The organism is Promicromonospora sp. NPDC090134 (genome assembly GCF_044746965.1).
GTDB lineage: Bacteria > Actinomycetota > Actinomycetes > Actinomycetales > Cellulomonadaceae > Promicromonospora.
The window spans coordinates 130,125-143,994 of the sequence record NZ_JBIVCZ010000002.1; the positions used below are offsets into that span (position 1 = coordinate 130,125).

12 protein-coding genes and 1 riboswitch are annotated in these 13,870 nt (G+C 73.1%); of the genes, 7 read left to right on the forward strand and 5 right to left on the reverse strand.

Annotated elements, in window-relative coordinates:
• The first annotated feature begins 145 nt into the window (after positions 1-145).
• Positions 146-475: a helix-turn-helix domain-containing protein gene (locus ACIPN7_RS07030; protein WP_400540404.1), complete on the forward strand. Its 330-nt coding sequence runs from the start codon at positions 146-148 to the stop codon at positions 473-475.
• A 15-nt stretch (positions 476-490) separates the two neighbouring features.
• Here the strand turns inward: ACIPN7_RS07030 and ACIPN7_RS07035 are convergent, their stop codons facing one another.
• From ACIPN7_RS07035 to ACIPN7_RS07045, 3 genes are all read right to left on the reverse strand, one after another.
• Positions 491-1,453 (reverse strand): GNAT family N-acetyltransferase, encoded by a 963-nt coding sequence (locus ACIPN7_RS07035; RefSeq protein ID WP_400539403.1) that lies wholly within the window; start codon positions 1,451-1,453, stop codon positions 491-493.
• Positions 1,454-1,507: 54 nt separating this feature from the next.
• The gene (gene ispG, locus ACIPN7_RS07040; protein WP_400540406.1) at positions 1,508-2,650 is read right to left on the reverse strand and encodes a flavodoxin-dependent (E)-4-hydroxy-3-methylbut-2-enyl-diphosphate synthase; all 1,143 of its coding nucleotides are present in this window, start codon (positions 2,648-2,650) and stop codon (positions 1,508-1,510) included.
• Positions 2,651-2,722: 72 nt separating this feature from the next.
• On the reverse strand, positions 2,723-4,045 hold the full coding sequence (locus tag ACIPN7_RS07045) for a M50 family metallopeptidase (RefSeq protein WP_400539406.1): 1,323 nt from the start codon (positions 4,043-4,045) through the stop codon (positions 2,723-2,725).
• 139 nt (positions 4,046-4,184) lie between these two features.
• Here ACIPN7_RS07045 and ACIPN7_RS07050 point away from each other — a divergent pair, with 139 nt between their 5' ends.
• The gene (locus ACIPN7_RS07050; RefSeq protein WP_400539408.1) at positions 4,185-6,491 is read left to right on the forward strand and encodes a hypothetical protein; all 2,307 of its coding nucleotides are present in this window, start codon (positions 4,185-4,187) and stop codon (positions 6,489-6,491) included.
• Positions 6,492-6,599: 108 nt separating this feature from the next.
• The gene (locus tag ACIPN7_RS07055; protein ID WP_400539411.1) at positions 6,600-8,009 is read left to right on the forward strand and encodes an aspartate aminotransferase family protein; all 1,410 of its coding nucleotides are present in this window, start codon (positions 6,600-6,602) and stop codon (positions 8,007-8,009) included.
• 215 nt (positions 8,010-8,224) lie between these two features.
• Here ACIPN7_RS07055 and ACIPN7_RS07060 read toward each other — a convergent pair whose 3' ends face one another.
• Positions 8,225-9,256 (reverse strand): aldo/keto reductase, encoded by a 1,032-nt coding sequence (locus tag ACIPN7_RS07060; RefSeq protein ID WP_400539414.1) that lies wholly within the window; start codon positions 9,254-9,256, stop codon positions 8,225-8,227.
• A 123-nt stretch (positions 9,257-9,379) separates the two neighbouring features.
• Here ACIPN7_RS07060 and ACIPN7_RS07065 point away from each other — a divergent pair, with 123 nt between their 5' ends.
• The 4 genes from ACIPN7_RS07065 (at position 9,380) to thiD (ending at position 12,587) form a co-directional block, all read left to right on the forward strand.
• Entirely contained in the window at positions 9,380-9,952 is a 573-nt protein-coding gene (locus ACIPN7_RS07065) for a TetR/AcrR family transcriptional regulator (protein ID WP_400539417.1), read from the forward strand.
• 60 nt (positions 9,953-10,012) lie between these two features.
• A riboswitch (TPP riboswitch) is annotated at positions 10,013-10,110 on the forward strand.
• Positions 10,100-10,933: a hydroxyethylthiazole kinase gene (gene thiM / locus ACIPN7_RS07070; protein WP_400539419.1), complete on the forward strand. Its 834-nt coding sequence runs from the start codon at positions 10,100-10,102 to the stop codon at positions 10,931-10,933. Its footprint overlaps the riboswitch before it by 11 nt.
• On the forward strand, positions 10,930-11,634 hold the full coding sequence (gene thiE / locus ACIPN7_RS07075) for a thiamine phosphate synthase (RefSeq protein WP_400539422.1): 705 nt from the start codon (positions 10,930-10,932) through the stop codon (positions 11,632-11,634). Before thiM ends, thiE begins: the two co-directional genes overlap by 4 nt.
• Before the next feature lie 89 nt (positions 11,635-11,723).
• Positions 11,724-12,587, forward strand: coding sequence for a bifunctional hydroxymethylpyrimidine kinase/phosphomethylpyrimidine kinase (gene thiD, locus ACIPN7_RS07080; protein WP_400540408.1), 864 nt, complete (start codon positions 11,724-11,726; stop codon positions 12,585-12,587).
• Between the two features lie 87 nt (positions 12,588-12,674).
• Here thiD and dxr read toward each other — a convergent pair whose 3' ends face one another.
• Positions 12,675-13,844: a 1-deoxy-D-xylulose-5-phosphate reductoisomerase gene (dxr, locus tag ACIPN7_RS07085; protein WP_400539423.1), complete on the reverse strand. Its 1,170-nt coding sequence runs from the start codon at positions 13,842-13,844 to the stop codon at positions 12,675-12,677.
• Between the last annotated feature and the right edge of the window lie 26 nt (positions 13,845-13,870).

Consider the following 13,870-nt stretch of genomic DNA (forward strand, 5'->3'; position numbering starts at 1 on the left):
CGAGTTCACCGGAACGAAAGGTCTTCACGCTTACCACGTTCCGGAAGCAGCGCCAGAACGAGCAGCGTGAGATCGATCGAGCAAGAAAGGCACGAGGCGAGCGGCGGGACAGGCTGCCGGACCCGAGGACCAAGGGGTGAGCACGATGGCAAATCGCACGTGGAACGAACTGCGCGCCAACCGCACTGCCCGGATGACGCCTGCCGAGAAGGGCACCTACAGCGAGGCCTATGACGAGGCCGCGCTCGCTCACGAGCTGGCAACCCTCGTCTACGACGCGCGCACGGCTGCGGGCGTCACCCAGACCGAGCTCGCTCGACGCATGGGCACCCACCAGAGCGTGATCGCCCGCCTGGAGAACGGTGGCGGTGTGCCGTCGATCCCGACGCTCGACCGACTGGCACGAGCGCTTGGCATGCACCTCCGGATCGCGGTCGACGACGGCGAGCGGGGCCCGGTAGTCAACGCGGGCTGAGCACCGGCAGCCAGGTCAGAACAGGACGGTCGCGAAGGTGCCCACCTGCTCGAAGCCGACCCGCCGGTAGGCGGCCATGGCCCGCTCGTTGTAGGCGTTCACGTAGAGCGAGACGACCGGCGCGACCGACGCGCGGGTCGCGTCGACCACCGCGGCCATGCCCGACTCCGACCAGCCGCGGCCGCGGAACGCCGGTTCCACCCAGACGCCCTGGACCTGGGCGACCCCGCCGGCCACCGCGCCGAGCTCTGCCTTGAAGGCCACGGCGGGCCGCCCGGCGACGTCGGGCACGAAACGGACGAACGACCGCCCCTCCGCGATGAGCGACTTGACGCGCTCCGCGTAGGCGGAGCCGCCGGAGGCGACCGGCGAGTAGCCGACCTCCTCGGTGAACATGCGCACGCAGGCGGGGAGCACGAGGTCCAGCTCGGCCGGGACCGAACGGCGGACCGTGGGCTCGGGCGGCACCGAGGGCGCCGTCCCGATGGCCATCGACGGCTGGTCGGCCCGGATGTCCCGGGCCGGCGGCCAGTGCGGAGACAGCCGCTCCCAGAGCGCGAGCGCGGCCCGCTGCTCCCCCACGATCGACGACGACCGGCGCCCGTACACGCGAGCGACCGCCGTGAAGGCGGCGATCGCCTCGGCGCGCCGGGCGGGTTCGGTGATCGGGACCACGGGCACCAGGTTGGCGCCGGACCAGCACACCGCCTCGAGCGGGCCGACGGCGGGGAACCCCCACGCCTGGCCCGCGGCGGCGCCGAACCCGGAGCGCGCCGCGATCTCCAGGCGCGCCGTGGCGAGCACCGAGGCGACGGGGTCGACGGCACAGACCGCGAGCGCCGCCGCCAGGTCCGCGCGCGTCAGGGCCCGGGCGAGGACCTCGCCGCGGTCGAGCTGCGAAGGAATGTCCTGTTCGCCCGGTTCGAACGGCCCGTCAGGGCGCGCCCCGGCCGGAACCGGGGTGCGCCACCGAGCCATGCCTTGCTCCGTTCGAGTCCGACCCTTCAGTATCGCCCGAGTCCGAGGTCCTGCTCAGCCGACCGAGACGACCGGCGAACCGGCCTGCGCCTCATTCTCCGGCGTGGGCATCTCGTCCGCGATCCGCATCGCCTCTTCGATGAGGGTCTCGACGATCATCGCCTCGGGAACGGTCTTGATGACCTCGCCCTTGACGAAGATCTGGCCCTTGCCGTTGCCGGACGCCACGCCGAGGTCGGCCTCGCGGGCCTCGCCCGGGCCGTTGACGACGCAGCCCATGACGGCGACGCGCAGCGGGACGGTCATGCCCTCCAGACCGGCGGTGACCTTCTCTGCGAGCGTGTACACGTCCACCTGGGCGCGGCCGCACGACGGGCAGGACACGATCTCGAGCTTGCGCGGGCGCAGGTTGAGCGCCTGCAGGATCTGGTTGCCGACCTTGACCTCCTCGACCGGCGGGGCCGAGAGGGAGACGCGGATCGTGTCGCCGATGCCCTTGCTGAGCAGGGCGCCGAACGCGGTGGCCGACTTGATGGTGCCCTGGAACGCGGGGCCCGCCTCGGTGACGCCGAGGTGCAGGGGCCAGTCGCCGCGCTCGGAGAGCAGCTCGTAGGCGCGCACCATCACGACCGGGTCGTTGTGCTTGACCGAGATCTTGAAGTCGTGGAAGTCGTGCTCCTCGAAGAGGCTCGCCTCCCAGACCGCGGACTCGACCAGGGCCTCCGGGGTGGCCTTGCCGTACTTGGCGAGCAGGCGCTTGTCGAGCGAGCCCGCGTTGACGCCGATGCGCAGCGAGATGCCGGCGTCCTTCGCGGCCTGGGCGATCTGCTTGACCTGGTCGTCGAACTTGCGGATGTTGCCCGGGTTCACGCGGACGGCCGCGCAGCCCGCGTCGATCGCCTGGAAGACGTACTTGGGCTGGAAGTGGATGTCCGCGATCACGGGGATCTGCGACTTCTTCGCGATGATCGGCAGCGCCTCGGCGTCGTCGGACGTCGGGACGGCGACGCGCACGATGTCGCAGCCTGCCGTGGTGAGCTCCGCGATCTGCTGGAGGGTCGCGTTGATGTCGGTGGTGGGCGTGGTGGTCATGGACTGCACGCTGATGGGAGCGTCACCGCCCACCTCCACCTTGCCGACCTTGATCTTGCGGGTCTTGCGGCGAGGGGCGAGGACCGGCGGGGGTGCTGCTGGCATGCCGAGGCTGATTGCGGTCACAGGATCAGTATCCACGCTTCAGAAGGTGCAAAACGCACTTGGTGTCTGGCATCACGTGATCCGCACGGGATCCACCAGGTCGGCCACGATGAGGACGCCGCCCACGCCGAGCAGGATCAGGAACACCACGTACGCCACCGGGGTCATGCGGGCGACGTCGGCGGGGCCGGGCAGCACCGCCGCCCCGCGGATCCGGGCGACCGTGCGCTTGCCGCCCTCGTAGAGGGCGTTGACCAGGTGCCCGCCGTCGAGCGGCAGGAGCGGGATCATGTTGAAGGCGAACAGCGCGATGTTGAGGCTCGCGAGCAGACTCAGGAAGAACATCACACGGTCGAGGATCGCCTCGTCCAGTGCCATGATCTCGCCACTGATCCGCGCGACCCCCACCACCGACTGGACGGAGTCCTGCGAACGCTCCTCGGCGGTGAAGGCCTGCGTCGCCGCGTCCGCGACACGGACCGGGAGCGTGGCGACCATCGTCAGCGTCTGCCAGGTCTGGTCGGCCACGGCGGGCAGGACGCTCGAGACCGGCTGCGGTTCGCGCACCTGGAGCGGGGAGAAGCCGACGAACCCGCCCTCCTGCACCACGGGCTCGCCGTCCGCGCCCAGCACGGGCGCGCCGTTCTCGTCCACGACGGGGCGGTCAGCCGGGGCCGGGGTCACCTCGAGGGTGGTCCGCTCGCCGTCGCGCAGCACCTCCACCTCGGCCGCCTGCCCGGCGGAGTCGTTGATCAGGCCCACGAGCTGGGACCAGGTGTGCACCTCGGCGCCGCCGAACGCGACGATCTCGTCCCCGGGCTGGAGCCCTGCGGCCGCGGCGGGCGCGGCCGGCTGCCCCTCGCAGTCGTCGCCCGTCGCCGTGGAGGTGACCGAGGCGGGAACGCACTCCGAGAGCTGGGCGACGGTGGTGGAGGTGACCATCGTGCCGTAGCCGACCAGGATCACGCCGAGCAGGACCGTCGCGATGACGAGGTTCATGAACGGCCCGCCGAACATGACGATGAGCTTCTTCGGCGTCGAGAGGTTGTAGAAGGCCCGGTGCTCCTCGCCGGGGCGCACCTCGGCGACCGACGCGTCCCTGGCGTCGGCGACCAGCTCACCCCAGAAGCCGCTGCGGCGGCGCGTCCCTGCCGGCGCCGGCGGCATCATGCCGATGAGCCGCACGAACCCGCCGAGGGGGATGGCCTTGATCCCGTACTCCGTCTCGCCCTTGGTCCGTGACCAGAGGGTGGGCCCGAAGCCGACCATGTACTGGCTGACGCGCACGCCGAACTTCTTGGCGGGGACCATGTGCCCCACCTCGTGCAGACCGACGGAGACGATGATGCCCAGCAGCAGGACGAGCCAGCCAACCACGTGCGGAACGATGCTCACGGCACCGAGACTACGGCACCTGTCTGACAGCCCGGCAGGGACCGCACGGCTCCCCCCGCGACAACCACCCGACGTTCACTCCATGCCGCCCACATGGTGATTCGTTGAAACATCGGTTACTGATCATTAACCTGAGCGCATGTCGGTTTCGTCCGTCCCTGGGTTTCGGGAGCTGCACGCGCACGGCCCGTCCTCCCTCGCGGAGAGCCTGACCTCGATGTTCCAGACCGAGGCCTGGTCCGCGGCCGACGGCGACTCCCGGGTGGCGCGGCAGCTGCGCGAGATCGGTGTGGACGTCAGCGCGATCTGGGCGGCCTCGCGCTGGAACATGGGCGACGACGGCGACGCGCCCAACCGCCGTCACCCCGTGCCCGGCGACCCGCGCGGCCCAGAGACCGCCGCCGCGCTGCGCGCCGTCGTCGCCCGGCCGCGCGCCGCCGCACTGCTCGGCGCGTACCTGTGGTCGCAGGCGAGCGACGCCCTGCAGTACACCTTCCGGCACGGCCGCATCATCGTGCCGCTGCGTGCCTTCGTCGAGACCTGGGAGACCTGCCGCGACCGCGCGCCGGACGACGTCTGCCGGGCCGAGGGCGACGCCGTCGCCGTGCTGCTCCGCACGCTGATCACCCAGATGCACACGGCGGCCGCCCGCAGCGCGGGCGACCTGCTCCGCGTGGCCGACGCCGCCGGCCGGGCCGGGGAACGGTGCGGGGACCTGCTGCGGGCCGCCCGGGCGATCCCCGACCCGACGTCGCCGTTCCGCCGCGCCCTGGTGCCCCAGGCCGTGACCCGCGTGCGGTACTTCCGCGCCCTGGCCGAGGCCGCGCGGGCGGCGTCCGACGCGATGGCGGGCGAACCCGCCCGGCTGGGGCCCGCGCTGGACGGCCTGCGCGCCGCCGAGACCGACCGGCACCTCAACTACATCCTGGCCAGCGAGCTGCGCTCCTGCCGGATGCACCTGACCGAGCTGTACCGCAACCTCGACTCGACCTGGCTCACGCTCGACCGGCTGCGGACCGTCTACGTCTACCCGTTCGGGCTGCGGGACGTGCGGCCGGCCGCCGCCGTCACCGCCATCCGCCGCCTCGCGCACCGGGACGAGCACCCGGAGCTGCTCGGCGTCCAGGCCTTCGCCGTGCGCGGCCGCCTCAAGATGGACGACGTCTGGGCGAGCGTCGACCGGGCCGCCCGCCCGTACGGCGGCGCGTCGCTGTCGATGCCGAACGTGCGCCTGGAGCAGCCCGACGGGACGTTCATCGCGGAGCTGTCCTGCGACGTGCGGTTCACGGAGTTCGGCAACCACTACGTGCGGTTCCGGTACTCGTCGCGCGACCAGTCGCCGCAGCAGGTCCGCGACGCCCGGTTCCGGCTGTCCAACCTGCACGCCGACATCCGCGTGCGGTGGATCGCGCTGGACGGCTCGCCCGTCGACGTCGACCCCGGCGGCGCGCTGCCGCCGGAACGCCTCTTCGACCTGGCCGACCTGCTCCAGCGCGCGACGGCGGACCTGGTCCGCCAGGGCACCGAGATCGCCCAGGGGCGGGCCCACGTGGTCACCACGGTCTACGAGGCGAGCCGGGGCCGCGGCCCGGCCGCACCCCCGGAGCGCCGGACGCCGGTCAACATGGGCGACGAGATGCTCGCCGCGTTCGGCTCGCAGGTGCTGCTGCAGCCCGTGTCCTACGGCACGGCCACGCTGTGCGACTGGACCCTGCGCCAGCGCAACCCCGTGCTCCTGGAGGGGGTGCGGCATCTGGGCGACGTCGTGGCCGTGGCCACCAACTCGACCACCGTCGCGCTGGTCGGCACGGCGCACTTCAAGATCTCCCAGTACGGCTCGCTCGCCGAGTTCGTGGCCAGCCTCAACGGGCTGTTCAGCGCCTGGAACGCCACCCTGGCGGACCACCTGCGGATCGTCGCGACCATGCTCGCCGACCACGACGTGAACAACGGCGCCGATCTCGCCGACCGCAAGGAGCGGCTCACGCGCGAGCAGCTGCGGCTGCACGAGTTCGCCTCGGAGGTGCGCACGACCCTGACCACCATCACCTCCCCCACGTTCCTCGCCTCCGCACTGGAGTCCCGGATGCTCAACCAGCTCCTGCACGCGTCGCGGTTCGAGCAGCAGGCCGCCGTCGTCACCGAACGGCTGCGCGAGCTGCTCCAGGAGCCCATCGCGGCCCGGCTCGCGGCCCTCGAACGGCTGCACGGCGACCGCGAGCGCGCGGCAGAGGCCAGGCGCGAGCGGTCCCGCCGCCGGCTCATGGACGGCACGCTGTCGGCCATCACCGTGTTCGCCGGGGTGTACGCCCTGATCGGGACGGTCCAGGTGGCGCTGGACGCGTCGCTGATCGGCCCGATCCAGGCGGTCACGGCGACGGCTCTGGTCACCGTGGGGGCGCTGGTGACGGGCTGGGCGGTGTTCAACTGGACGAGCCGCCGCTGAAGTAACCCGACGTGTCAGACGTACAGGTCACTCGGGTGACCTGTGCGTCTGACACGCCATAGCCTGGTCGGGTCGGCTGCGACGCCCATCCCACGACAGGGGAAGACGATGACCGGAGTCCCTGCGCCCGCCTCGAGCGGGCCGAACGTCACGCCGCGCGGAACGGCCCGGGACGACGCCGCCCGGCGTCACCTCTGGGGGCACTTCACGCGGCAGTCCGCCTGGGACGCCGGGGTGCCCACGCTGGTGCGCGGCGAGGGTCATCATGTCTGGGACGCGGCCGGCCGGCGGTACATCGACGGGCTCTCGGGGTTGTTCGTGGTCCAGGCCGGGCACGGCCGCCGGGTGCTCGCCGAGGCCGCCGCCCGGCAGGCGGGCGAGCTCGCCTTCTTCCCGCTGTGGTCGTTCGCGCACCCGCCGGCCATCGACCTCGCCGAACGGCTCGCCCACCACGCACCCGGTGACCTGAACCGTGTCTTCTTCACGACCGGGGGCTCGGAGGCCGTGGAGACGGCGTTCAAGCTGGCCAAGCAGTACTGGAAGCTGCAGGGCAGGCCGGGCAAGTACAAGGTGATCTCCCGGACCATCGCCTACCACGGCACCACGCACGGTGCGCTGTCCGTGACGGGCCTGCCAGGCCTCAAGGAGCCGTTCGAGCCCCTCGTCCCGGGCGCCTTCAAGGTGCCGAACACCAACATCTACCGGGCCGCGGAGAACCTGCGCGACGACCCGAAGGCGTTCGGCCGGTGGGCCGCCGACCAGATCGAGACGCTCATCGAGGCGGAGGGGCCTGACTCGGTGGCCGCCGTCTTCCTCGAACCCGTGCAGAACGCCGGCGGCTGCTTCCCTCCCCCGCCCGGATACTTCGAGCGGGTGCACGAGATCTGCGACAAGCACGACGTGCTGCTGGTCTCGGACGAGGTGATCTGCGCGTTCGGCCGGATCGGGTCGATCTTCGCGTGCGACGACTTCGGCTACGTGCCCGACATGATCACGTGCGCCAAGGGCATGGCGTCGGGCTACTCCCCGATCGGCGCGTGCCTCGTCTCGGACCGCGTGTTCGAACCGTTCGCGACCGGGTCCACGACCTTCGCGCACGGGTACACGTTCGGGGGGCACCCGGTATCGGCGGCGGTCGCCATGGCGAACCTCGACCTCTTCGACGAGGAGGACCTGACCGGGCGGGTCAAGGAGAACGCACCCGCCTTCCGGGCCACCCTGGAGCGGCTGCACGACCTGCCGATCGTGGGCGACGTGCGCGGCGCCGGGTACTTCTACGGGATCGAGCTCGTGCGGGACAAGGGCACGCGGGAGACCTTCTCCGGCGACGAGGCCGAGCGCCTGCTGCGCGGGTTCCTCACACCGGCGCTGTTCGAGGCCGGGCTGTACTGCCGCGCCGACGACCGCGGCGACCCGGTGGTGCAGCTCGCGCCGCCGCTGACGGTGGGGCAGGCGGAGTTCGACGAGATCGAGCAGATCCTGCGGGGCGTGCTGAGCGAGGCGTGGACGCGGCTCTAGTCGGCGGTCGGGGCTCTGGTCGGCGGTCGGGGCTCTGGTCGGCGGTCGGGGCTCTGGTCGGCGGTCGGACGGCGGTGGTCGGCAGTCGGCGCAAGAGTGCGCTTCTGCCCAGTCATTGCGCCCGAAACTGGCGTGTTTCCGGGCGTAATGGCTGGGTAGAAGCGCACTATCGGGCGCGGCCCGACGCAGCGGGCGCGGCCTGCGCAGCGGGCGGGTCAGGCGACGGCCGCGCGCTGTTCCGTGGGCCGACGGCGCAGGGTCGCCTGCTGGATGGCCGGCGGGTCGTAGGCCGCGTCGAGGCGGCCGATGTCGGTGCCGGGCGGCACGACGGCGTCGATCCGGTCGAGGATCTCGTCGCTCAGGCTGACCTCGGCGCCCGCGAGCGCGCTGTCGAGGTGCTCCATGGTGCGCGGGCCGATGATCGCGGAGGTGACGCCCGGGTGGGCGATCGCGAACGCCATCGCGAGGTGGTTCAGCGGCATCCCGGCCTCCTCGGCGACGGGGATGAGCTGCTCGACGACGTCGAGGCGCCGCTCGTCCTGCAGGTGCGCGAACCCGAACTGGGCCCGATGGGCGTCGCTGGCACGCCCCTTGCGGTACCTGCCGGTGAGCATCCCGCCGGCGAGCGGGCTCCACACGAGGGTGCCCATGCCGTACTGCTGGGCCACGGGCAGGACGTCGCGCTCGATGCCGCGGTTCAGGATCGAGTACGGCGGCTGCTCGGTGCGGAACCGCTCCAGGCCGCGCCGCTCGGCCACCCACTGCGCCTGGACCATGTCGGCGGCGGGCATCGTGGACGAGCCGATGGCGCGCACCTTGCCGGAGTTGATGAGGTAGGTCAGCGCGGCCAGCGTGTCCGCGACGTCCGTGTCCGGGTCGGGCCGGTGGATCTGGTACAGGTCGATGTGGTCGGTGCCCAGGCGGCGCAGCGAGTTCTCCACCTCGGCGATGATCCAGCGCCGCGAGTTGCCGCGGTGGTTGGGGTCGTCGCTCATGGGCAGGTGCACCTTGGTGGCCAGCACGACGTCGTCGCGCCGCCCCTTGAGCGCCTTGCCCACGATCTCCTCGGACTCGCCGCGGGAGTAGGCGTCGGCGGTGTCGATGAAGTTGATGCCCGCGTCGAGGGCCTTGTGGATGATCTTGACGGACTCGTCGTGGTCGGGGTTGCCGATCGCGCCGAACATCATCGCGCCGAGGGCGTAGGGGCTGACCTTGATGCCGGTCCGGCCGAGGCTGCGGTACTGCATGGGCCCTCCTGGGGTCGAGAGGTCTGGTGGGCGTCTCCGCGGTGCCGTACTCTGGAACGAAGCGGAACGCCCTTCCGGAACTATATGGAAAGCCATTCCGGTTAGCAAGAGACCAGGAGAGAAGTGACCCAGCACACAGAGCAGCGGCCCCTGCGCCGCGACGCGCAGCGCAACATCGACGCGCTGCTCGACGCCGCCAAGACCGTCTTCGGCACGTCGGGCGTGGACGCGCCCGCCAAGGAGATCGCCGACCTGGCCGGCGTCGGGGTCGGCACGCTCTACCGGCACTTCCCCAAGCGCTCGGACCTGGTCAAGGCCGTCTTCCAGGCCGAGGTCGACGCCACCGCCGACGCTGCCCCCGCCCTGGCCGCCGAGCACGACCCCGTCACCGCGCTGGAGAAGTGGCTCCACCGGTACACCCAGTTCCTGGCGACCAAGCGGGGCCTCGCCTCGGCGCTCCACTCCGGCGACCCGACGTTCGACGCGCTGCCCGCCTACTTCATCGGGCGGCTCGGCCCTGCCGTCGGCTCGCTGCTCGACACCGCCGCCGAGGCCGGCGCCATCCGCGCCGTCGCCAGCCCGAAGGACTTGCTGTACGCCGTCTCCAAGCTGTCCCTGCCGATGAGCGACGAGGAGCCCGACCACGGCCGGCGCATGCTCGACCTGCTCGTCGACGGGCTGCGGTACCGCCCCTGACCCCTCCTTCCAGCACGCACCGACGGTTCCCGAGACGGGCACCGGCCGTATATGGTCGGCCCACTTGGCGCGGGGCGCCGGGCACCAGTCCGGCTGAGATGCACCCGTGGAACCTGATCTAGGTAGTGCTAGCGAAGGGAACGCCTCATGGGCTCCGTCCTGCCCGACGCCGTCGCGTCGGTCGTCACCGCGGTGCGCGACACCGCCCCCCTGGTGCACTGCGTGACCAACGTGGTGGTCACCAACTTCACCGCCAACGTGCTGCTCGCCGCCGGCGCGGCACCGGCCATGGTCGCCGACCCCGAGGAGGCGCCCGTCCTGGCCGGTGTCGCCGGCGGCCTGCTCATCAACCTCGGCACCGTCGAGGGCGGCCAGGCCGACGGCATGCGCGCCGCCGTCGACGGCGCCACCGCCGCCGGCGTGCCCTGGGTGCTCGACCCCGTGGCCATCGGCGCGCTGCCACTGCGCACCCGCCTCGCGGCCGAGCTCTTCGCGCGCGGCCCCGCCGTCGTGCGCGGCAACGCGTCCGAGATCCAGGCGCTCGCCGGCGGCGCAGGCGGCCGGGGCGTCGACTCCCTGGACACGCCCGACGGCGTGCGGGACGTCGCGCTCTCCCTGGCCCGGTCCTCCGGCGCCGTGATCGCCGTCAGCGGCGCCTCCGACCTGATCACCGACGGCGAGCGCGTCGTGCGCGTCCAGGCGGGCACCTCCCTGATGACGCGCGTGACCGGCGTCGGCTGCTCGCTCGGCGCGCTGGTCGCCGCGTGCAGTGCCGTCACCGAGGACCGCCTGCTCGCCGCGACCACCGCGACAGCCTGGCTGTGCGTCGCCGCCGACCGCACCACGTCGACCACCCCCGGCAGCTTCGCCGTGGAGCTCGTCGACCGCGTGTTCGACGTCGACGCCGAGGCCGTCGGGTTCGGCGCCGGGCTGGTGAACGAGCCCGCCACCGGGCACGAGCCCGCACGGGCCGAGGCGTGAGCGCCCGGATCCGCCTCGACCCGTCCGTCTACCTCGTCACCGACACCGGGCAGTGCGGCGGCCCCGCCGGGGTCGTCGCCACGGTGGGCGCGGCGGTCGACGGCGGCGTGACCGCCGTCCAGCTCCGGGACCCGGGCGCGACCACCCGTGAGTTGGTGGACCTCGGCCGCGCGCTGGTCACCCTGCTGCGGCCGCTCGGGGTGCCGCTCGTGGTGGACGACCGGGTGGACGTGGCGCTCGCGATCGACGCCGACGGCGCCCACGTGGGCCAGCGCGACCTCGACCCCGTCTCCGCGCGTCGGCTGCTGGGCCCGGACCGGCACCTCGGGCTGAGCGTCAGCACGCCCGAGGAGGCGCGAGCCGCGGTCGATCTCCCGCCCGGCACCGTCGATCTGCTCGGCGTGGGCCCGGTGCGACCCACCCTGACCAAGTCGGACGCCCGGCCGGCGATCGGGTTCGCCCGGCTGAGCGTCGTCACGGCCGCCGCGGCGCTGCCGTGCGTGGCGATCGGCGGGCTGCGGGCCGCGGACGTCGCCGCGCTGCACGGCGCCGGTGCGGCCGGCAGCGCCGTCGTCTCCGCCGTCTGCGGCCGGCCCGACCCGGCCGCCGCGGCACGGGAGATCGCGCTGGCCTGGGCGGCGGCGCGGGCCGAGAACCGGTCGGACGCGCGCTCGCGCACCACGACGGGACCCGCCTCGTGAGCGCGTCCGCACGGGACGCGGCCCAGGTCGCCGACGCCGCCGCGCGCGTCGACGCACCCCCGCGCGTCCGCCCGCCCGGTCATCCGGTCGTGGCGCTGACGATCGCGGGGTCGGACCCGTCCGGAGGCGCCGGGATCCAGGCCGACCTGAAGACCTTCGCGGCGCTCGGCGGCTACGGCTGCGCGGTACTCACGGGGCTGACGGCTCAGTCCACGACCGGGGTGACGCGGGTGCACCCGGTGCCCGCCGACATGGTGCGCGCACAGCTCGACACGCTGTTCGCCGACGTCGCCGTGGACGCGATCAAGATCGGCATGACGACGGACGCCGCCGTCGCCCGGGCGGTCGCCGCGGCGCTGCGCGACCTGCGGGCCGCGGGACGGGCGCCGTTCGTGGTGCTCGACCCGGTGATGGTCGCGACGTCGGGCGACCGGCTGCTGGCGCCCGACGCCGAGGCGGTGCTCCGCGACGAGCTGCTCCCCCTGGCCGACCTGGTGACGCCGAACCTGCCCGAGGCCGCCGTGCTGCTGGGCGCCGATCCGGCCCGGGACGGCGGCGAGGCGGCCGACCAGGCGCGGGCGCTGCGGGCACTCGGCACGGGGTTCGCCCTGGTCAAGGGCGGGCACCTCGACTCGGCGGAATCGGTCGACCACCTCGCGGGCCCGGGGCTCGGGCCGGACGGCGTCGTCGCGCTGGTCGCGCCCCGGATCCCCACGCGGAACACCCACGGCACGGGCTGCACGCTCAGCTCGGCGTGCGCCGTGCTGCGACCCGCGCACGACGGGTGGGAACCCGCGGTCCGGGCCGCCAAGGAGTACCTGACCGGGGCACTGCGCGCGGCGGACGCCCTGGTCGTCGGCGGAACGGGGACGGCGCCGGGCCCGTGGCAGGGCCACGGCCCGGTAAACCACGCCCACACCACCCACCCGCTCACCGACCGACCGACCAGCTGACTCGCCGGCCGGACGACGGCGAGTCAGTCGGCTGGTCCGACCGGCCGGCTGACTCGGCGGAACCGAACCGGCGAGTCAGTCGGCCGGTCAGGCCGACTTGAGGATCTCCGCGGCGCGCGCCCGGGCCCAGGCGTCGGCCTCCAGCACGCCCTCGACCGACCCCGCGTCGCCCGCCGCCGTCGTCCCGTGCGCCTCCACCACGGCGGCCACGGTGTCGACGATGTCGAGGAACCCGATGGTGCCGTCGTGGAAGGCGTCCACGCACACCTCGTTCGCGGCGTTGTAGACGGCGGGGTGGGTCCCGCCGGCCTCGCCCACCTGGCGGGCCAGCCGGACGGAGGGGAACGCGTCGTCGTCCAGGGGCAGGAACTCCCAGCTCGCGGCCTGCGTCCAGTCGATGCCGACGTCGACGTCGGGCAGCCGGTCCGGCCACGACAGGCCGAGCGCGATCGGCACGAGCATCCGCGGCGGCCCGGCCTGCGCGATGGTGGAGCCGTCGACGAACTCGACCATGGAGTGGATCATCTGCTGCGGGTGCACCACCACGTCGATGGCGGTGAACGGCAGGTCGAACAGCAGGTGCGCCTCGATGACCTCCAGACCCTTGTTGACCAGCGTCGCGGAGTTGGTGGTGACCACACGGCCCATCGCGAAGTTGGGGTGCTTCAGGGCCTGGGCGGGCGTGACGTCGCGCAGGTCGTCCCGCGAGCGGCCGCGGAACGGCCCGCCGCTGGCGGTCACCACGAGCCTGCGCACCTCGGCCGAGGAGCCCGACCGCAGCGACTGCGCGATCGCGGAGTGCTCCGAGTCCACGGGCACGATCTGCCCCTCGTGCCGCACCGCGGCCTTGACCAGGGCGCCGCCCACCACGAGCGACTCCTTGTTCGCGAGCGCCAGCGTCGAGCCGGCGTCGAGCGCGGCCAGCGTGGGGCGCAGCCCGACGGAGCCGGTGATGCCGTTGAGCACCACGTCGCTCCCCCGGCCGGCCAGCTCGGTGGCGGCGTCGGGTCCGGCGAGCACCTCGACGCCGTCGGCGCCGGCCTCGCTGAGCAGGGTGGTCAGCACGGGGCGTGCGGCGGCGTCGGCCACCGCGACGGCGCGGACGCCGAGCGTGGCCGCCTGCCGCGCGAGCAGCGGCAGGTCCGAGCCGCCCGCGGACAGCGCGTCCACGCGGAACCGGTCGGGGTTGCGCCCGATGACGTCGACGGCCTGCGTGCCGATGGAACCGGTGGAGCCGAGAAGGGTGACGCTTCGCATGGGCCCATCCTGTCAGCCCGGAACGG

What these genes read in the sequence shown, in the direction of transcription:
- ACIPN7_RS07055 (WP_400539411.1), top strand. Translation starts at nt 6,600, where the DNA reads ATGACCGGAGTCCCTGCGCCCGCCTCGAGCGGGCCGAACGTCACGCCG.
- ispG (WP_400540406.1), bottom strand. Translation starts at nt 2,650, where the DNA reads ATGCCAGCAGCACCCCCGCCGGTCCTCGCCCCTCGCCGCAAGACCCGC.
- ACIPN7_RS07050 (WP_400539408.1), top strand. Translation starts at nt 4,185, where the DNA reads ATGTCGGTTTCGTCCGTCCCTGGGTTTCGGGAGCTGCACGCGCACGGC.
- dxr (WP_400539423.1), bottom strand. Translation starts at nt 13,844, where the DNA reads ATGCGAAGCGTCACCCTTCTCGGCTCCACCGGTTCCATCGGCACGCAG.
- ACIPN7_RS07060 (WP_400539414.1), bottom strand. Translation starts at nt 9,256, where the DNA reads ATGCAGTACCGCAGCCTCGGCCGGACCGGCATCAAGGTCAGCCCCTAC.
- ACIPN7_RS07035 (WP_400539403.1), bottom strand. Translation starts at nt 1,453, where the DNA reads ATGGCTCGGTGGCGCACCCCGGTTCCGGCCGGGGCGCGCCCTGACGGG.
- ACIPN7_RS07030 (WP_400540404.1), top strand. Translation starts at nt 146, where the DNA reads ATGGCAAATCGCACGTGGAACGAACTGCGCGCCAACCGCACTGCCCGG.
- thiM (WP_400539419.1), top strand. Translation starts at nt 10,100, where the DNA reads ATGGGCTCCGTCCTGCCCGACGCCGTCGCGTCGGTCGTCACCGCGGTG.